The organism is Mucilaginibacter sp. L196 (genome assembly GCF_009765905.1).
Taxonomy (GTDB): Bacteria; Bacteroidota; Bacteroidia; order Sphingobacteriales; family Sphingobacteriaceae; genus Mucilaginibacter.
The window spans coordinates 1,186,060-1,205,852 of the sequence record NZ_LMUO01000015.1 but is presented as its reverse complement, the minus strand read 5'-3'; the positions used below and the strand labels follow the sequence as shown (position 1 = coordinate 1,205,852).

20 protein-coding genes are annotated in these 19,793 nt (G+C 38.7%); 5 read left to right on the top strand and 15 right to left on the bottom strand.

The features are described 5' to 3' along the window. Positions 1–57: 57 nt before the first annotated feature. Complete coding sequence (locus GSQ74_RS15920; RefSeq protein WP_158995006.1) at positions 58–669, bottom strand: 2OG-Fe(II) oxygenase; 612 nt, start codon at positions 667–669, stop codon at positions 58–60. Positions 670–886: 217 nt separating this feature from the next. On the opposite strand from GSQ74_RS15920, the gene GSQ74_RS15915 reads away from it, so the two are divergent. From GSQ74_RS15915 to GSQ74_RS15895, 5 genes are all read left to right on the top strand, one after another. Next, the gene (locus tag GSQ74_RS15915) at positions 887–1,078 is read left to right on the top strand and encodes a cold-shock protein (protein ID WP_158995004.1); all 192 of its coding nucleotides are present in this window, start codon (positions 887–889) and stop codon (positions 1,076–1,078) included. Positions 1,079–1,083: 5 nt separating this feature from the next. Further along, on the top strand, positions 1,084–1,533 hold the full coding sequence (locus tag GSQ74_RS15910; RefSeq protein WP_158995002.1) for a cold-shock protein: 450 nt from the start codon (positions 1,084–1,086) through the stop codon (positions 1,531–1,533). A gap of 2 nt (positions 1,534–1,535) precedes the next feature. Next, a complete protein-coding gene (locus tag GSQ74_RS15905) occupies positions 1,536–1,775 on the top strand; it encodes a hypothetical protein (RefSeq protein ID WP_158995000.1) in 240 nt (79 codons plus the stop codon). A 195-nt stretch (positions 1,776–1,970) separates the two neighbouring features. Further along, on the top strand, positions 1,971–2,441 hold the full coding sequence (locus tag GSQ74_RS15900) for a hypothetical protein (protein WP_158994998.1): 471 nt from the start codon (positions 1,971–1,973) through the stop codon (positions 2,439–2,441). Then, entirely contained in the window at positions 2,438–2,941 is a 504-nt protein-coding gene (locus GSQ74_RS15895) for a hypothetical protein (RefSeq protein WP_158994996.1), read from the top strand. Before GSQ74_RS15900 ends, GSQ74_RS15895 begins: the two co-directional genes overlap by 4 nt. 2 nt (positions 2,942–2,943) lie before the next feature. On the opposite strand, the gene GSQ74_RS15890 is transcribed toward GSQ74_RS15895, so the two are convergent. From GSQ74_RS15890 to GSQ74_RS15825, 14 genes are all read right to left on the bottom strand, one after another. Further along, positions 2,944–3,405 carry a GNAT family N-acetyltransferase gene (locus GSQ74_RS15890; RefSeq protein WP_216846758.1) on the bottom strand — a complete coding sequence of 154 codons (462 nt, stop codon included), beginning with the start codon at positions 3,403–3,405 and terminating at the stop codon, positions 2,944–2,946. Positions 3,406–3,435: 30 nt separating this feature from the next. After that, positions 3,436–5,145, bottom strand: a complete 1,710-nt coding sequence (locus GSQ74_RS15885) for an ABC transporter ATP-binding protein (protein ID WP_254060901.1) — start codon at positions 5,143–5,145, stop codon at positions 3,436–3,438. Then, the gene (locus GSQ74_RS15880; RefSeq protein WP_158994994.1) at positions 5,145–5,852 is read right to left on the bottom strand and encodes a 3'-5' exonuclease; all 708 of its coding nucleotides are present in this window, start codon (positions 5,850–5,852) and stop codon (positions 5,145–5,147) included. Before GSQ74_RS15880 ends, GSQ74_RS15885 begins: the two co-directional genes overlap by 1 nt. A 142-nt stretch (positions 5,853–5,994) precedes the next feature. Beyond that, positions 5,995–6,399, bottom strand: coding sequence for a hypothetical protein (locus tag GSQ74_RS15875; RefSeq protein WP_158994992.1), 405 nt, complete (start codon positions 6,397–6,399; stop codon positions 5,995–5,997). Between the two features lie 78 nt (positions 6,400–6,477). Beyond that, entirely contained in the window at positions 6,478–8,823 is a 2,346-nt protein-coding gene (topA, locus tag GSQ74_RS15870) for a type I DNA topoisomerase (protein WP_158994990.1), read from the bottom strand. A 314-nt stretch (positions 8,824–9,137) separates the two neighbouring features. After that, entirely contained in the window at positions 9,138–10,226 is a 1,089-nt protein-coding gene (mnmA, locus tag GSQ74_RS15865) for a tRNA 2-thiouridine(34) synthase MnmA (protein WP_158994988.1), read from the bottom strand. Between the two features lie 358 nt (positions 10,227–10,584). Then, positions 10,585–11,952 (bottom strand): NAD-dependent succinate-semialdehyde dehydrogenase, encoded by a 1,368-nt coding sequence (locus tag GSQ74_RS15860; protein WP_158994986.1) that lies wholly within the window; start codon positions 11,950–11,952, stop codon positions 10,585–10,587. A gap of 475 nt (positions 11,953–12,427) precedes the next feature. Then, entirely contained in the window at positions 12,428–13,687 is a 1,260-nt protein-coding gene (locus tag GSQ74_RS15855) for a glutamate-5-semialdehyde dehydrogenase (protein WP_158994984.1), read from the bottom strand. After that, entirely contained in the window at positions 13,684–14,760 is a 1,077-nt protein-coding gene (gene proB, locus GSQ74_RS15850; RefSeq protein WP_158994982.1) for a glutamate 5-kinase, read from the bottom strand. Before proB ends, GSQ74_RS15855 begins: the two co-directional genes overlap by 4 nt. A gap of 204 nt (positions 14,761–14,964) precedes the next feature. Continuing rightward, positions 14,965–15,729, bottom strand: coding sequence for a phosphate ABC transporter ATP-binding protein (locus tag GSQ74_RS15845; protein ID WP_158994980.1), 765 nt, complete (start codon positions 15,727–15,729; stop codon positions 14,965–14,967). 1 nt (position 15,730) lies between these two features. Further along, complete coding sequence (pstA, locus tag GSQ74_RS15840) at positions 15,731–16,576, bottom strand: phosphate ABC transporter permease PstA (RefSeq protein ID WP_158994978.1); 846 nt, start codon at positions 16,574–16,576, stop codon at positions 15,731–15,733. Further along, entirely contained in the window at positions 16,573–17,469 is an 897-nt protein-coding gene (gene pstC, locus GSQ74_RS15835; protein WP_158994976.1) for a phosphate ABC transporter permease subunit PstC, read from the bottom strand. Before pstC ends, pstA begins: the two co-directional genes overlap by 4 nt. Positions 17,470–17,640: 171 nt before the next feature. Next, on the bottom strand, positions 17,641–18,624 hold the full coding sequence (locus tag GSQ74_RS15830) for a PstS family phosphate ABC transporter substrate-binding protein (RefSeq protein WP_158994974.1): 984 nt from the start codon (positions 18,622–18,624) through the stop codon (positions 17,641–17,643). A gap of 17 nt (positions 18,625–18,641) precedes the next feature. Next, positions 18,642–19,790 (bottom strand): porin, encoded by a 1,149-nt coding sequence (locus GSQ74_RS15825; RefSeq protein ID WP_158994972.1) that lies wholly within the window; start codon positions 19,788–19,790, stop codon positions 18,642–18,644. Positions 19,791–19,793 lie beyond the last annotated feature (3 nt).

Below are 19,793 nucleotides of genomic sequence, written 5' to 3'. Positions count from 1 at the left end.
ATTTAACAAATAGAATTTGGATTATAGCTAGTTATATCTTCATGAAATTTATACAACTTAATGTTCGTGGTTGAAATAGGATTGATCACCCGTCTTTAGCCATCCCGTAATACTCATTCTTGGCAAATGAGTAACTAAAACTTCATGCTCAAGCTCATTGCTCTTAAAAAACACACTTTTGCCGGCATTAGGTGTAATATCTTGTGAATTATTTCCCTGGTAAATACGTAAGGAGCCCCCGTCAACACTTGTATTCAAGTACATGATCATTGAGAAAGCCCTTGTGCCATTTTGTTTAAAATTGTCCAGATGGCGTTTGTAATAGCTACCTGTTTCGTAAAGTGTATAATGAAACTCGTAACCTGTTATTCCGGTATAACAGGTTCGATTTAAGTGGCTGATAAAGCTATCCATCAAATCAAAAAAATCATTCTCATGGCTATTATTATGCAAACGATCCAGCCAATAAATTTTATCGTTTCTTATAAGCTTGTCGTGATTTATTATGAGATTATTACCTGTACCCGCAGATAATAATCTGTCATCTTTATAAAGCGCATTTATATTATCCACTAAATGTGCCGATAATAACGGACTGAGGAAATTTTTAACTATACCCACATTAGTGGCCAGGTAACTGTCGATGAGTTCGTCGAATGTGGTATCCAAATCGACCTAAGTTACCATAATTTACTTATAGTCAGGATTTATCTTGTTTGGCCTATGCCAGATTACTAGTATTGTGTGGCTACCTTAAATAATTAGGTTTAGTTTTCAAATTTCCTGTAAATGGCATGCTAAAAATACCCTTTGATTTGTTTTTAGTTCATTAATAACTAATTATACCAATAATTAAATGTACCTTGCCAACTTACACAATAAAATAATGGCAACAGGAACAGTAAAATTTTTCAATGAATCAAAAGGCTTCGGCTTTATTACACCAACAAGTGGCGGCAAAGAAGTTTTCGTACACGTAACAGGTTTGATCGACAACATCCGTGAAAACGATGCGGTTAGCTACGATGTAGAAGAAGGCAAAAAAGGCCCAAGTGCGGTTAACGTTAAAATAGCATAAGCAGTTTGGCAAGATCGACAGAAACATTTAGTAAAAAGGAAAAAGAAAAGGCTCGCCTAAAAAAATCTAAGGAAAAAAAGGAAAGAGCTGAGGAACGGAAAGCTAATGCCGGAAAAGGCAAAAGCCTGGAAGATATGATGGCTTATATTGACGAACATGGCAATATAACCTCAACACCTCCAGATCCTTCAAGGAAGATAAAGATCAATTCAGAAGATATTCAGATTGCTGTAGCTAAACAGGAAGATATTCCTTATGATACAGTAAGGACTGGTATAGTAAGTTTTTTCAATGAATCGAAGGGGTATGGCTTTATAAAAGACATGCAAACACAGGAAAGTATTTTTGTACACATAAACGCTTTAACTGAACCTTTAAAAGAAAATAATATGGTCACTTTTGAAACCGAACAGGGGCAAAAAGGGCTATCTGCAATTAAAGTAAAAAAGAAATAAATATGATGGCCAAAACAACAGCATCGGCAGTTCAGAAGGAAAATTTCAAAATAAAATTTGCAGAGATTATAAAGAACAATTCAAAGTTGAAAGATCAATATACTATCCAATTTTTTGAAACGGCCCAGAAAAGTAATTATGGCTTTACTGGTAAGGATGGAAAATCTCTTAATATTTTATCCAGCTTGACGTTAGAAGAGACGGAAAAATATAAGCTTTTGAAAACCTCCTGGCAAAACTAACTAACTTTACTAATAACGTATAAAAGGCCGCATTAAGCGGCCTTTTTGCGTTTTGAACATATCTTAAAATAATATCCTAAATAATAATAAGATATATTTTAGATATGGAAAATGCTTATTTTTACTCTATTAGTTTCATTGAAAACTAATTAATTGATGTTTTAAGTTTTTCATTTGTAGTTGTGATAGAATAATTTGAAAAAGGATACGCAAATATTATTAAAGCAAACATCGTATGGTATAGGCGAACTTTATGATAAGTACGCGGGTATGCTTTTGGGGTATATTTATGATATAGTAAAAGATAATGAACTTGCCGAACAACATCTGGTGACTTTTTACAGTGGCTTACCCGAAGATTATAAAAACACAATTTCCAATGGAGGAAATACATGGTGTCATTTACAGCGTTTAGTAAAAAAACAGCTTTCGGATTATAACAATGATGCAAAAAAAGATTATCAGCCTAAAGAAATTGACCTTGTTACTTATAATAATCGCAACAAGTTTTTAAAGTTAATGACGCAAGAGCAAAAGGAAGTTTTTTGTGGTATATACCATTACGGAAAAACAATAAATCAGCTTGCTATAGAACGGAATACGAATGAGTCCTTTATACGTAAAGCACTGAAAGAAGCGTTTTTCATAATTAAAAAAGCATCATGAAGATACAGGAATACATAGATAGTGGTATACTGGAGCTGTATGTTTTAGGCTCAACCAGTGCGACGGAAACGGAAGAATTACTGCATTATAAAGAACAATACCCCGAAGTGCAAAGGGCTTTATATGAGCTTGAAACAGATATGGAGCGTGTGGCCCAACAAATGGCTATTATGCCGCCACCCGGTACATGGGATAAAATAGAAGATCGTATTAATGAGTTAGCCACCATACCTGAGTATGAACCTATAAAGTTTAAAAAAGGTAATAATGCTAATAACCAAAGGGATGCAGGTAGGGGGCGTGATTCGTTTATTGATATTGAATCGCAAAATACTCATATACGGGTTCACAAAAACTGGAAATGGGTATTTGCAGCGATATTTATACTAAGTAAAGTTTTTCTGGCCTGCGCCATATATTTCTACCTGGAAAATCGCCAGGCACAACAACAAATACAGGAACTAAAAACAGAGTTAAGGACACACAAAATGCCTTATTAGTATTATAAAGCCTTTTTCATACACACGCTGCTTTTTATCCCCGCGTATTGCCCGTAGTTTTCTATTATCTCATAACCTTGTTTACGGTATAATGCGTTAGCATCATCAAGCTTTAATCCTGTTTCCAATACAGTGTATTCAAATCTGCTTTCTTTTGCCCATTTTTCGAGTTCATTTAAAACTGTCGATGCAATTCCAAGGCCCCGTAATTCGGGCTCAACATACATTCTTTTGATTTCAACCGATTGTTCATCAAATTTCTTAAAGCATCCGCAACCAACCGGCTTATCATTGTAATAGGCGATGACTGCGGTGTGTAGTGGATCTAAAATATTATTGGGCGCATAAAATGCATCGTCATCGCCATTAACAATAGATAAATACTTATCTAACTTACTTATCAGTTTCTTAAAATCGGGCTCAGTATTGCTTGTTCTTTTTAGGACGATTTGATTTGTTTGCATATTTCAAATTAACTAAAAATTGTAATCAAGTTAAAGGCCGGGGATTGACGCAAGTAGTTTTTTAGTGTAATCTTCTTTCGGATATTTAAATATTTCATCAGGGTAACCTGTTTCTACTATTTCGCCTTTATTCATCACCATAATACGGTCTGCTATATGTTTTATAACAGCCAGATCATGAGAAATAAAGATGTAGGTTAAGTTTAGTTGTTGCTGTAGTTCTCTCAGTAAATTAAGCACTTGCGCCTGTACCGATACGTCAAGTGCTGAAACCGATTCGTCGCAAATAATAAATTTAGGCTGCAAGGCAAGCGCTCTTGCTATTACGATACGTTGCCTTTGTCCACCCGAAAATTCATGTGGATACCGGTTAAAATGCTCAGGCATTAAATTAACACGCTCAAGCAGTTCCATTACTTTTTGCTTGCGCTGCTTATCATTACTATAAAATCCATGAACCTGAAGCGGCTCCATAATGGCATTCCCGATAGTCAGGCGGGGATTAAGCGAAGAATATGGATCCTGGAAAATGATTTGCATGTGGCGCCTCATGTTTCGCATGCCTTTTTTGCCAAGCGAGAGTATATCAATGTCCTCAAATTTTATACTACCCAGGGTCGGTTCTATTAAACGCAATATACTTCGGCCCAAAGTAGTTTTCCCGCAACCAGATTCTCCAACCAAGCCCAAAGTTTCACCCGGATAAACGTCAAAACTTACATCGTTAACAGCTTTTATCACACCTTTTGATTGGTTAAATAAGCCGGAACCGATTTGGTATTCTTTGGTGAGTTTGCTGATAGTTAGAATTGGTGATTGACTATAAAGTTGTTTTTTGCGTGCATCAAGTTCGCTTTGTGGGTATTTATATTGTTCACGGATGCTATCAATGCTGAAGTTTTTTCCTGTACCGTCAGCATTAACAAAATCACTAACAACCGGTAATTGCTTTAGATGATAAGCAGGTGAGGGGCGGCATGCTAACAAACCTTTAGTATATGGATGCTGGGGATTATTAAACAAACTTTTTACAGAACCCTCCTCAACAATCTCGCCTTTGTGCATAACCAACACATGGTCGGCTATTTCACTTACAACACCTAAATCATGTGATATGAAAATAAGGCTCATCTTGCGTTCCGCTTTTAAGCGCCGCAATAATTCAATAATAGTTTTTTGTACAGTTACGTCGAGGGCGGTAGTGGGCTCGTCTGCTATCAGTATTTCGGGGTCACAGGCTAGTGCCATGGCAATCATTACCCGTTGCTTTTGGCCACCGGACAATTGGTGGGGATAGCTATAGAAAATAGCTTCTGGTCGAGGTAATTGCACTTCATTAAACAACTCAATAGCTCTTTTCTTAGCATCAGCCTTATTGAACTTTAAATGCAGGCGTATGGATTCTGTAACCTGGTAGCCACAGGTTAATACCGGATTTAAAGAACTCATTGGTTCTTGAAATATCATTGCCATGCGATTGCCTCTAACGGCTTGCATATCTTTTTCTGCTAAATGAAAAAGATCGGTCTCATCTAAAATCACCTGTCCGCCTATCTGTGTTTGATCGGCATTAAGTAATCGCATTAACGCTAATGAAGTAACTGATTTGCCAGAGCCTGATTCTCCAACAATACCAATGGTTTCGCCTTTATTAAGATTGAAAGAAATGCCTTTAACTGCATGAAACAAACCGTTTTGTGTTTTAAACTGAACATCCAACCGGTTTACCTGCAACATCATTAGCTAACAATGGTTATGCAATCGTCTGTTATCAATTCCTCGCCACGATAGCGCCTGAGTAATTGCGCGGTGGCCACCACATCCTTTTGGCAATAAGTGCAAATTCGTGGCAGGTCGTTTTCATTCCAGTATACATTACCAACCTGGCTGCCATCAATATCATCCTTCGGGGTAGGGATGTTAAATATTGCGGTAAGTAAGTTTAAGGATGTAAAGTTTTTATAATCGCCGAATTTCCATAGTTCCATGGTGTCAAGATGATTGATCTCCCAAGGCTTTTTACCTGCTATTTCCAATTGAACCGGCATTCGCATGCCATTAATCAGCATACGGCGGCAGATATACGGAAAATCAAATTCTTTACCGTTGTGGGCACATAATATCAGGTTGGATGGTTGAGACGCTAACATAGCCGAAAAGCTTTCCAATAATTCTTTTTCATCATGTGATGCAAAAGATTTCACACGCAACCCGGTTCTTTTTCCATTGGTGAATATCCCTACGGATATACAAATGATCTTACCAAATTCGGCCCAGATACCCGCACGCTCATAAAAGTTTTCAGCAGTTTCTTCTTTACGTTGAGATTGTGTTTTGCGATCCCATAGCTTCTGGAAATGCTCAGGCACCTGATCGTGGCTACTATATTGCGGCACGGTTTCAATATCAAGTACCATTAGGTTATGCAGGTCGTATTGTTCGAGCATGAGGTAAAATAGTTAACCTTGTCATTTCGACCGGAGGGAGAAATCTTCTGCAATAAGCAGGGCGTGAATGCATGACGAAGAAGATTTCTCCTTCCAGTCGAAATGACAATTGGAAATAAATATAAGCAAAAAATAGAAATTACTACTTAATCATCACCCCGGGCTTATTCACAACCGGCAGCTTGATAAAATGCATTTCTACAATACTTTCAGGCAGGAAGATAAATTTCTTATCGAAAATCTCTTTGCCGATGTAATAGCTTATCCAATATTCATTATTTAAACCAAAGGTTTGCTCATCAATGGGTTCAATCAATATAAATGAATTGCTTGGCACAACAGGAAACATGTGACGTAAAACAGAGGTTTTTACAGGTTCACCATCCTTCTCACCATATCCTTTGGATGTGATCAATACATTCTCTATAGCTTCTTTTTTTAGGTTGATCAAGTACACATACCATAGCTTGGTTTCGGCGCTTTCTTTTTCAAGCGCCACAGCTACAGCTATATCTTCAACTCTATTTTCAGGAAGGTCTTTAATCATGGACTGAATTAGTGATTTAGTGATTGAGTGAATATGTAATCGAATACTCACTCAATCACACATTCACTCAATCGCTAATTATTTTTTCTTTTTGGCAAACTTTTTAGCACCCTTTTTAGGAGCTTTTTCATCGGCCGCAGCTAATGCTTTACACTCTTCAAAAGTTAAATCCAATGGCTGTTTGTCTTTTGGAATTTTAACGTTTTGTTTACCAAATTCTATATATGGGCCCCATCTACCGTTCAATATTTTAACGGTAGGGTCTTCATCAAATGCTTTAATTAGTTTTTCGGCGTCTTTTTTACGTTTCTCCAATATCAGCTCTATAGCATCTTGTTCCGTAACATCTAACGGGTCGATACCTTTGGGCAAAGAAACAAACACGCTATTATGCCTGATGTAAGGGCCAAATTTACCAATGGCAACGGTCATGTCCTTATCCTCAAATATACCTACCTTTTTAGGTAGTTTAAATAACTCTAAGGCATCTTCCATTGAGATGGTCTCAATGCTTTGGCCATTGCGCAAACTCGCGTACAATGGCTTCTCTGGCTCTTCTTCGGTTGCATTGTCGCCAACCTGTACAAACGGGCCATAACGACCTATACGTACCGATACTTTCTTACCACTTACCGGGTGTAAACCTAAATCACGTTCTCCGGTAGCTTTATCAGCTGTTTTTATAGTGCTTTCTACGTTCTCATGAAACGGATCATAGAATGTGCGGATCATTTTCGTCCACTCCATTAATCCCTGCGCTATCTCATCAAATTGTTTTTCAACGCTGGCGGTAAAGTTAAAATCAACTATACCCTCAAAGTGATTAACCAGGAAATCATTCACAACAGCACCAATATCAGTAGGGAAAAGTTTATTCTTTTCAGCACCGGTATTTTCGAGTTTTTCTTCTTTTACAATGTTTCCCCCTTTAAGTGTTAGCACGCGGTATGAACGTTGCTTACCCTCACGTTCCTCTTTAACCACATAACCACGGTTTTGTATGGTTGAAATAGTAGGGGCGTAGGTAGATGGTCGGCCAATACCTAATTCTTCCAGCTTCTTAACCAAACTTGCCTCAGTGTAACGTGCGGGTGGACGAGAGAAACGTTCAGTAGCAGTCAACTCCTGCAAAGCCAAACGTTGGCCTTTTGTTAAAGGCGGCAGCATGGTATCTTCACTATCTGTTAAGGTATCAGTTTCTTCTTCCTCATCGTTTGATTCCAGGTAAACCTTTAGAAAGCCATCAAACTTCATCACCTCGCCATTGGCAACTAATTCCTCTTTACGTGTTGATATACTGATTTTTGCGGTGGTTTTCTCAAACTGAGCTTCGCTCATTTGTGAAGCAATTGCACGTTTCCAGATCAGTTCATAAAGCCTTTTTTCAGAATTATCTCCATCAATAGTATGGTGATTAAAATAGGTTGGGCGTATAGCTTCGTGAGCTTCCTGCGCTCCGGCACTCTTGGTTTTATATTTTCTGTGCTGATAATATTTATCGCCGTAGGCAGATGTGATCTCATCGGCAGCAGCATTTAATGCAGTATCAGATAAGTTAACTGAATCGGTACGCATATAAGTGATATGCCCTGATTCGTAAAGTTTTTGCGCTACAGTCATGGTACGCGAAACTGAAAAACCTAGTTTACGACTTGCTTCCTGTTGTAAAGTAGATGTTGTAAAAGGTGCCGCTGGTGAACGTTTAGCCGGGCGTGTATCTAGGGACTTAACATCAAAGTCAGCATTGATACAATCCTGTAAAAACTTTTCGGCGTCTTCTTGTTTAGCCCAGCGTTCAGATAATTCGGCTTTAAAAGCTTCTTTTCCTTTGCCAAATATGGCTACTATTTTAAAAGCGGCTTCTGAAGTGAATTTATTTACCTCACGTTCACGGTCAACAATCAATCTAACAGCAACCGATTGTACACGACCAGCAGAAAGTGATGGTTTTACTTTTTTCCACAAAACAGGAGATAGCTCAAAACCAACTAAACGATCTAAAACACGGCGTGCCTGCTGGGCATTAACCAAATTGTAATCTATTTTACGAGGATTGTCTATAGCCTTCATAATAGCAGGCTTAGTGATCTCGTGGAATACTATACGCTTGGTAGTAGCTTCTTTTAAACCTAAAGTTTCAAATAAATGCCATGATATAGCTTCTCCCTCGCGGTCCTCGTCTGATGCTAGCCACACCATATCTGCTTCTTTGGCTAACTTCTTTAAGTCGCTAACTATCTGCTTTTTGTCTGCCGGTACTTCGTATTTTTGTTCGAAATTATGGGCGATATCAATGGCATCTTCCGATTTGATCAAATCACGTATGTGACCATAACTCGACTTCACGGTGAAGTCTTTACCGAGGTAACCTTCTATGGTTTTGGCTTTCGCCGGTGATTCAACTATCAGTAGATTTTTGGCCATTTAAGCTATTTTTTTCTGCAAATAAAACATAAAGAAAGCGAAACGCAAACTTGTTTTTAGCAATGGTGTATTGAAATGATGTAAAACTGACGGGTTTTTTGTTAAAATGACGGGTGAAAAACGTTTAAAAAGACTGTTTTTTAATCTTTTTTAGGCATGATTTCCGTTTTTTTAGTCGTTATTTCAGCATTTTTGGCTTTTAAAGCAGTTGAATCTGTAAGTAATAACCGCTTTTTTAAGGCTTTTTAGGGTGTTTTTGGGGTTAAAAGTGTACCAGGTGTACCAACTGTTTCATTCGTACCGCGGTACACACACTACATCAAAAAGCCACCGCCAAGCAAATCATTACCCTCATAAAATACGGCCGACTGCCCAGGTGCAATGCCTGATACGTTGTGCATAAAGTCTACCTTCATGTGTTCGCCCATTTGTAAAATGGTGCTTTGTGTACCTGCATCCTTATAACGTATTTTGGTAACCGCCTCTAAAGGTTCGGTTATACTCTCATATTTAACCAGGTTAAGGTTTTTAACCCAGGCTTGTTTACGTTCCAGCTGATCGGCAGTACCTAACACAACGGTATTGGTAACCGGATCAATATTGGTAACAAACATTGGTTGCCCCAAAGCAATACCCAAGCCCTTACGCTGCCCGATGGTATAAAAAGGATAACCCTGGTGCTTGCCCACTATAGTGCCATCTGCCAAAACAAAGTTACCACCGGCAATACGTTCTTCCAGATTCTCTACCTTATGGCGCAGGAACGATCTGTAATCGTTATCAGGCACAAAGCATATCTCATAGCTCTCGCTTTTACCCGCAAGTTCAATCTGGCCCATATCTAAGGCCATTTGCCTTATTTCAGGTTTGGAGAAACTACCCAATGGGAAACGGGTACGCGCTAAATTCTTTTGCGATACACCCCAAAGCACATAAGACTGGTCTTTATTTTCGTCCTTGCCCTTTGAAATTACATATCTGCCGCTATCCTGTAACCGAATATTAGCATAATGCCCTGTCGCTATGAACTCGCAATCCAGTTTATCGGCACGTTTAAGTAATGCTTCCCACTTAATGTGGGTATTACATAAAACACATGGGTTAGGGGTACGGCCAGCAAGGTATTCGTCAACAAAATTATCAATCACAAAATCGCCAAACTCACTCCTGATGTCTAATATGTAATGCGGAAAACCATAGCCAACTGCTAAAGCGCGCGCATCATTAATACTATCCAAACTGCAACAACCAGTTTCTTTAGAACTTCCTCCGGATGAAGCATAGTCCCAGGTTTTCATAGTCAGGCCAATAACTTCATAGCCCTGCTCATGCAGCATTACTGCCGCTACCGAACTATCAACTCCGCCGCTCATTGCCACTAATATCCTGCCGTGCTTACTCATATTGGCTGCAAAGATACATTATTGTGATTTATGATGATAATATCAAAGGTCAGGGTAGGGTAAGATTTGTTGGTATTGGGGATCGATAAACTTATCCTGATTAAAATCAAGCTATTAAGCGGTGCTTTTAAAGTTGATGATATAGATTTCTTTTAAGTGTGGTGACGCTTTTTAAATATGCTAGAAAACCTATTCTATTGATTCATAATTGTATCGAGAACGTTATTGCAAATTTCATAATCGTTGAAAATTGCGCTTAACTATAGATTAATATGTATTATTGTTCAAATAATTATAATGTTTAATTAAACTTTTCATTTAGTTTAATAATTTTTTCGATAGACCTCTGTAAATTCCATTACTGGATATACACTGTCTTGATATTTACAAATTCATGTATCCCGAAAATGCCTAATTCCCGTCCGTAACCCGATTGTTTAATACCACCAAAAGGCAACCTGGGATCTGATTTTACCATCGAGTTTACAAAGCACGATCCGGCTTCTAACTTGGTAGCGGCTATTATTTCGCCTCGCTTTTTATCCACAGTAAAAACTGCTCCACCCAAACCAAACACACTGTTGTTGGCAATTGCTATGGCATCATCTTCGTCTTCTGCTGTGATAATGGCGGCAACCGGGCCAAACAATTCTTCATCATAAGCAGGCATCCCTGGTTTTACATGGGTAAGTATAGTTGGGGGGTAATAGGCGTTTTCTCCCGGCATAAGTTCTCCGCCTAATATGCATTTTGCGCCTTTGGCTATAGATGCTTGTACCTGCTTGTGCAACTCATCACGCAGATCAACTCTTGCCTGCGGACCTATCTCTACACCTTCATCTAGCGGTTCGCCCATTTTTTTAGCAGCCATTTTTTGATGAAATAGTTCCGTAAATTGCTTAGCTACAGCTTTTACTACTATAAACCTTTTAGCAGCTATGCAACTTTGCCCACTGTTAATAATGCGGCTATTAACACATATTTCAGCAGCTTTATCCAAATCGGCATCTTCTAAAATAATATAAGCATCACTACCACCAAGTTCCAACACTGTTTTTTTAAGTAATGATCCTGCCTTTTGTGCTACCTTTTGGCCAGCGGAGGTACTGCCGGTTATAGTAACCGCCATAATATGTTTGTTTTCAATGATCTTAGTAACCTGTTTGCTACTGGCCAATAACGTTTGAAATACATTTGAAGGAAAACCGGCCTGGTTCACAATTTCTTCGATAACTAATGCGCAGCCCGGTACATTTGATGCATGTTTAAGCACACCACAATTCCCTGCGGCGAGTGCAGGCGCCAAAAATCTAAACACCTGCCAAAACGGGAAATTCCATGGCATAATAGCTAATATCACACCAATAGGTTGGAAACAGATGTAGCTTTTGGTAGCTTCAGTTTTTACTAACTGATTTTTAAGGTAACTTGCGGCGTTAGCTGCATAATATTCACAAACTGCCGCGCATTTTTCAACTTCGCTAATTCCTTGTAATAGGGGTTTACCCATTTCCATTGCCATTAGTTTGGCCAATTCCTGTTTGCGTTGCTTAAGTATGTTGGCCATGTTGATAAGCAGTTTAGAACGCTCATCAAATCCGGTTAGTTTCCAGCTTAACCATGCAACATGTGTTTGCATTATTTTGGTCGAGATCTGTTCGTCGGAGTGAGCGGTATAGGCTTTAATCTTTTCGCCATTGACTGGGTTTACAGAATATATTTCCATAGGATGTGAGCACTTTGATACTGATGGTGTAATTTAAATCTCAACCCTGAAAAAATACAGATGTTTTAAACATATTATAAAATGCTGAAAATCTTGGTTTAAATCTATCTAAAGCTGTTTTTATAGTTGCTTTATAGCCTTGAAAAATTAAAAATAGATCACTTTTTTTGCCGTTTTTATATTAAAATAACAGCACCGATAATTTTAATATTAGTTAAAAAGCTTTTTGTTTAAATTTTAGTAAAAATGCAGTTGGCTATTGTAACATACTCATTACAATATATATTTGTTATACCCTAATTAAATATAATAAATGAAAACTATTGCTAAAATGCCAATTGAACAAAAAATTCAAGGAATTATACTTGTTTTGATTTGTTTTGTTGCTGTTATTGATTACCTGGTGTAATTATAGCAAACAACCCCCAAAAGAAGGTGCTTATTTTAAAATAAGCACCTTTTATGTTTTAAGGGGTTAGGGATTGCGCGTTTGGCCATTGCCCTTCACAATCCATTTATAACTGGTTAGTTCATCTAAACCCATGGGGCCACGGGCGTGTAATTTTTGTGTGCTGATGCCAATTTCGGCACCTAAGCCAAATTGTGCACCATCGGTAAAAGCGGTAGACGCATTGGCGTAAACGGCCGCCGCATCAACTTCATTTAAAAATCTTTCAATGTTGGTATTATCTTCCGATATAATTGCTTCGCTATGCTTTGAGCTGTATTGAGCAATATGATCTAAGGCTGCATCTAAGTTATCAACTGTTTTAATTGCTAATTTCATAGCTAAAAACTCCGTACCAAAATGCTCCGGTTCGGCTTTATTTAGTGAGCTGATAGGGTAATGGCCTTTCAGTATTTCATAAGACAGCTCATCAGCAAATAGTTCAACCTGTTTTTCCGCCAGCCGTTCCGAAATCTTTATTAAATCTTGTAAACGATTTTTATGAATAAGCAAACAGTCCAACGCATTACAAACGCTTACCCGGCGGGTTTTTGAGTTGAAAATAATCCCAACACCCTTATCCAAATCAGCAAATTCATCAAAGTAAGTGTGTACAATACCCGCGCCGGTTTCAATTACCGGTACTTTACTGTTGTTGCGTACAAAGTTTATCAAACCCTGGCTGCCTCGTGGAATCAATACGTCAACATACTCCCGGGCGTTAAGCAAAGCTTCGGTAGCTTCGCGATCAGGTGGTAGCAAGGTCGCCGTATTTGCATCAATGCCGTGTTTTGCCAGTACTTGATGAATTACTTTGATGATGGCCCGGTTGCTGTAGTCCGCATCGCTACCGCCCTTTAAAACGGCCACATTACCTGTTTTAAAACATAATGCGAATACATCAAAGGTTACATTAGGCCTGGCCTCGTATATTACGCCAACAACACCCAGCGGTACTCTCACCTTTGTAAGGTGAAGGCCATTAGGGCGTGTATCTTCTAAAAGTATTTTCCCTAAAGGGCTTTCCAGCTTGGCAACATCTTCAATATCATTGGCGATGGCTTGTATGCGCTCTACTGTTAATTTTAAACGATCATATTTTGGATCGGATATATCCATCCTGTCCAAATCTTTCTGATTCTCTAATAAAAGCTCGTTTGTACAAGCAACAGCAGCTTCAGCCACATCTTCTAATACTGAATTGATCAATTCAGCCGACAAGTTCATTTTACGGCCTGCCAGCATCGCGTTCTCAAAATATGCGGTATAATTTGCAGTATCTATCATGGTAAATAAAGATAATCATAATGTACCAACGGCTTTTGATTTTTCTGGCCGATATTTTCTCTGGCCTTATCGGCGCTATATTCTGCAATACCTAAGCCTATCAGCTTTTCGTCGGTATCAACCAATTTGATAATGTCACCTTTTTTAAAGTCGGAAAGTATGCTTACCAAGCCTACAGGTAATAGGCTGGTAGCTCGATTGGATGTAAGAGCAGTTTTGGCGCCATCGTTAACCTGAACCATTCCCGTAGCATAGTTTTCTGAATGGGCAAGCCATTTCTTTTTACCGGAGGCGTTTTTATTGGGTAGAAAATGAGTGTGGGTAATATCATCTTGAAGCAAGTCGGTCAGTACATTGTCCTTAGTTCCGTTAGCAATATGCACCGCGATGCCTAAAGAGGCTACTTTTTGCGCCATGGTCGACTTGGTAATCATTCCCCCGCGACCAAATTGAGATTTTCCGGATGAAACGAATGATGAAAAGTCGATGCTTTTGCCATTGATTTTATCTATAACTTCTGACGATGCCAATTTTGGATCGCCATTGTAAATGCCATCTACATTAGTTAAAATAATTAATGCCTGCGCGTTTAACATAGATGCGATAAGACCGGCTAACTCGTCATTATCAGTAAACATCAGTTCTGTTACCGATACCACATCATTTTCGTTAACCACCGGAATAACCTCGTGCTGCAATAAAAGATCCAGGCAGGTTTTCATATTCAGGTAATGCATCCGGTCGCGAAAGTCCTCCTTGGTGACTAATACCTGTGAGCATAATATGCCGAACTTCTCAAAAAGCTGGGAATAGGTATTGATAAGTTTTACCTGGCCAATAGAGGCTAATAATTGACGGGTCGCGATCGCATCATATTTTTCAGAAACGTTAATCAAACTTCGGCCAGAAGCTACAGCACCCGAAGAAACCAATATCACCTCTTTACCTTGTTTTTTGATGGCCGCAATTTGCTTTACAATGTTTCCAATGCGCTCAATATCAGGTAATCCATCGCAGTTGGTAAATAGGTTGGACCCAATTTTAATAATTATTCTATGGTAATTATGACTCATTTTTAACTAAAAAACAATCAATATTAAGCAAAAAATCCATAAAAAATTGATTTTTATGGATTTTTACATTGAAAATTGTTTTAATAGATTGTTATGTGTCGATAATTATATTATTATTCGTTAAAATGGCTTTTTTTAATTAAAACATATCTTAAATGTATGTTTTGCGATCTAAAAATGTATTTTATTGATTGTTTTTTATTTCTATACAATATAGCCTTTTACATATTCTTTTGTCAACTCCTCACGCGGGTCTCTTAAAACTTGCTCGGTTTTACCGTATTCAACTATACGGCCTTCGTATACAAAAATGATGTAATCAGACACCCTCGCCGCCTGGCGTAAAATGTGCGTAACCAATACAATTGAATAATCCTGCTTTAACTTAACAAACAGATCTTCGATAATACTTGTAGAAACCGGATCAAGTGCCGACGTGGATTCATCGCCTAAGATGATCTCAGGGCCTACAGCCAATCCACGTGCAAGGCACAGGCGTTGTTGTTGCCCGATAGATAAGCGTGTAGCAGAAGAGTGTAAACGGTCTTTAACCTCGTTCCACAAAGCAGTTGCTTTTAATTGCTTTTCTACAATGATGTCCAGATCCTGTCTTTTGCGGGTGCCATGGATACGAGGACCGTAAGCAACATTGTCATAAATAGACATAGGCAAGGGATACGGCCGCTGTGATAACAACCCCATTTTTTTGCGGATGTGGGTTATCTCGGTATTTGGGTCGTAAATATCTTCGCCATCAACCAAAACTTTACCGGTTACTTTAACGTCAGCAGCGGTATCATGTAAACGGTTAAAGGTTTTTAATAGCGTAGTTTTACCACACCCCGATGGCCCGATAATAGAAGTAACACTTTTATTAGGAATATCGATATTCAGATCTTTTAGTATATGGTTGCCGCCTATGTGCACATTTAAATCCTGTACACTGATATGCGCTTTATCTTTAGTCATGTTATGATTTGTGTTTGTAGAATTTTTTTACAAGCAGTTCTGATAATATGGTGATTATCAATACTACAATAGTTAATATCAATGCGGAAGCATAGCCTCTTCCCTGAACCTCCTCAATCGGGCTGCCTAACTGGAAGAATATAGCCAAAGGCAGGGTAGCGGCAGGCTCGTGTAAAGAGGTAGGAATATTGTCACTAAATCCGGCTGTAAACAATACCGCGGCAACATCTCCTATAGCCCTACCAAATGAAATTAGTATAGCCGTAATAATACCCGGTCTTATCGCTCTTAAAACAACCTTCGCGGTCTCCCAGCGGGTTGAACCAAGAGATAGCGCGGCATCTCGTAGTTCCAGCGGTACGGTTCTGATCACTTCATCAAGCGTGCGCACCAGGATTGGGATTACCAACAATGTAACCGCTATAATACCACCTAACAATGACGCTCGCAATCCAAAGTAAACCATTATTAAAAAGCCGAACGCGCCGTAAACAATGGAAGGGATACCAAAAAGCACATCAAATACCATGCGTAATGTATTTGATAAAAATTTTTTACCATCCATATACATGTTCAGGTAAATAGCCACCGGTATGCTGATAATTAAACCTAATATAGTAGCACCACCAGCCACATACATTGATCCGATAATAGCATTCAATATGCCACCTTCCTTGCCGATGTAAAATCCACCACCGGGAGTTTTGGTAAGCATATCAAAGGTCATATATGGTGCACCTTTGTAAAATATAGTTCCTACAATCAGGAAAAAGCTTCCACCCACTACTAGGGTTGCTAATACCATCAGGAACTTAAAAAAGAGTTCTTCTAAATTGCGTCTTCTCATGCTGCCATTTTCCTTTCCAAGCGGCTTAATATTATTCTTGAAATGATGTTAAATAACAGAATAATGATAAATAATAGTAATGCTGCAAACATCAATGCCGAATCGTAAAGCGGTATCGACATCATATCGCCGTAGTTATTCGCAATCAAAGCGGGCAGGGGATAGCCTGCATCAAAAACAGAGTGGGGCACAACGGCATTGTTACCGCAAACCATCAACACGGCAATGGTTTCTCCAAAGGCACGTGATATAGCTAACACAGTTGCTGCTATTATACCGGGTAATGCTTTGCGCAGTATTACTTTTTTAATGGTTTCCCATTTTGTAGCACCTAAAGCAAGTGAAGCATCCTTTAATTCTTGCGGCATAGTGCGCAAAACTTCGTTTAGTATGCTCACAATTAACGGGAATATCATTACCGCCAAAACAATACCGCCCGCTAAAACGCTGTACCCGGTTGAAAATTCAACAAAGTGAGGCGCGATATGATCCTGTATTAATGGGATAATAAAAAGTACACCCCAAACACCAAAAATTACAGGAGGTATGCCAGATAGTAAATTTACAAATGGCATTAATATACGCCTCACACGTGGATGCGCATATTCAACAATGTAAAGTGAGGTGAGTACACATAAGGGTAAAGCGATAATGATAGCAATACCAGTTACCCATAGCGTACCCATAATATATGGATAAAAGCCAAACAAACCTTTAAGCGGTTTCCATACACTGGAGGTTAGTAAATGTCCCCATGTGGAATTTTGAAGTACAGGAATGGATTTATAGTATAACCCGATACCAATTATAAAAACTAAAGAGACTGATAGTATTGTAAACAATAGCATCAGCTTTGAAATGATCTTATCTTTTAATAAACGTATTGTTTGCATCAACTATATAAATAAGCCCCCTCTAAATCTCCCCCTGTTGGGGAGACTTTTACTTCATTTTATTTAAAGCCCTCCCTTCCGGGGAGGGTTGGGTGGGGCTAATAGTTAATGGGTTGACCAGATTGTGACGAAATCACATACCCAATCAACCCGATTAACCAATTGTAAATCTTAATTTACTTTTTTAAGCTCTTCCTGCAACTTTGCATTTGACAGAGCGATGTAACCGTTTTCGTCGACGAATTTTTGGCCGGTGGTTAATACATATTTTACAAATTCAACCAGTTCTTTTTTCCTCGGTTTACCTTTAAATAAAAAGCCAAGGTTACGTGCCGGTGGCGAAGGATATTTACCGGTTGCAATTGCCTCAGTCAGCTGGTCGATTGTTCCATAGAAATTTTCGTTTGGATCAATTTTGCCATTTCCGTTTACATCAATCGGTAAAACGCTAATGCCGGGGATTTGCTTGCGAGTTTTCAGGTCGTATAAATAAGCTAAGTTATTATAACCTATTCCTGTAACGTCTTTTTTAACCGCTTGCGCTAATCCGGGATCGCCGTAAACGCCTACACCTAAAAGGTCTTCCTGTTTTTTACCGAAATACTTCGCCCATGTTTCACCTGCACCTGCAGCATCTGAGCGGGTATAAACGTGGATAGGTACCGAAACTTTACCGCCTAATTGTTTCCAGTTAGTGGTACTACCGGTTACAAATACGCTTAAAAATTGCTCTCTTTTAACACCCTTTGCTAATAATGCTGCAGCATCAGGGTTGTTGGTGTTAAAAGTTGGCACAACCGCGTCTTTGGTTACGTAAACTGTATAAGCACCTTTTTTTACTTCGGATGGATCGATGTCGCGAGAAGCTAAACCAATATCAACTAAACCTGAAAGCGCGTCGGTAATACCTTTTCCGGCACCCCCTGCCGATATGTTGAAAGTTACTTTTGGGTGAAGCTTTTTAAACTCACTCGCCCATTTAACAGTAATAGGATATAAGGCAAATGCGCCTGAGATACTTATAGTACCTTCCAAATCATCAGCAACAGGTGCCGGCTTCGGTTTTGGATTTGTAAAAGACGAAGCCGTTATGGCTATACCTACAGTTGTAAGTATCACCAGTGGTAATTTATTTTTTAGAATTAATTTTTTCATAGTTATGTTTTAAATAATTAGAACGCTAGCTGTAATTGCGCCTCAAATAAATTGTTTTTGATTTGCGTAGTTTGCTCACGGGCATCAATGTAGTTAACCGTGAATTTTGCCCATTTGTTAAAGAAGTAGTTTATGCCACCAGTGTAATCTGTAGTACGATCAGTGGTGATAGTCTGCGTAGGATCGTAAGTATCGTATCTCGCTGCTAATTGTAATTTGTTCGACCATACAAAGTATGCAGCTTGGCCGTACCAGCCATTTCTGTTGATATGTGCATCTGTTCCTTTATCATATTCAGCCGTCAACGATAGTTTATTCCAAACATATCTGGCATCAATTCCCTGGCGATTTCTCAGGTTGTTGGTAGCGGTTTTAGCAGTACCTACTATAAATTGATCAATACCATGGTAGAAATCAGCCCCAATGCTTAAGTTTTGTATAGGGTGAATAACTAAACGGCCCGAAATATCTTTATGGTTGTTATTATCGGTTGTAACATCATAACCTGCACCATTAACCACAGCAAAATAATAATCAAACAGATAATGATCATTTACTTTGGCAAAGCTGCCTGTTAACTCTGCACCAATATCACGGCCATTTTGATTGCCAATTACATCTGTTGATCTCCCTGCAAGCGCATTTACAACCTGTGTACGGTCAATAAATTCTAATTCAGAGTCAGATACTAAACTTTCATAAGAAAAGGGAACCTTAAACTGACCGGCAGTTAGTTTTAAGAAGTCGAATATTTTATAAGTAGTATAAGCATCCAGCAGCTTTGGGTTTACACCTGCAAATTCAGTATAAACTTCATAACTCCAAGCATCAGATATATTTCCTTTAACGTCAAGTCTTGCTCTATGCAATAAAAAAGTGTTTGTTTTGCTGCTTTGTTCAAATCCTTCATATTCTGTTTGTAACAAGCCGCTTATTTGCAAAGCCCTTGTACCAATAGTTATGCTGTGCTGATTCGCTACATCCTGGTCTTTTTTCTTTTGAGCCTTGATTGCCTCGTCTGATCTTAATGAATCAGCTTCTTGTTCAGAAATAACGTTCTTTTTAACGAGTACGTTTAAGAGGTCATCGTTTTGCTGTGCTTTAGCTACGAATGCGGGGAATACAAGTGCTAGTATAAATAAATACTTTAAGTAATTAATTTTCATGTG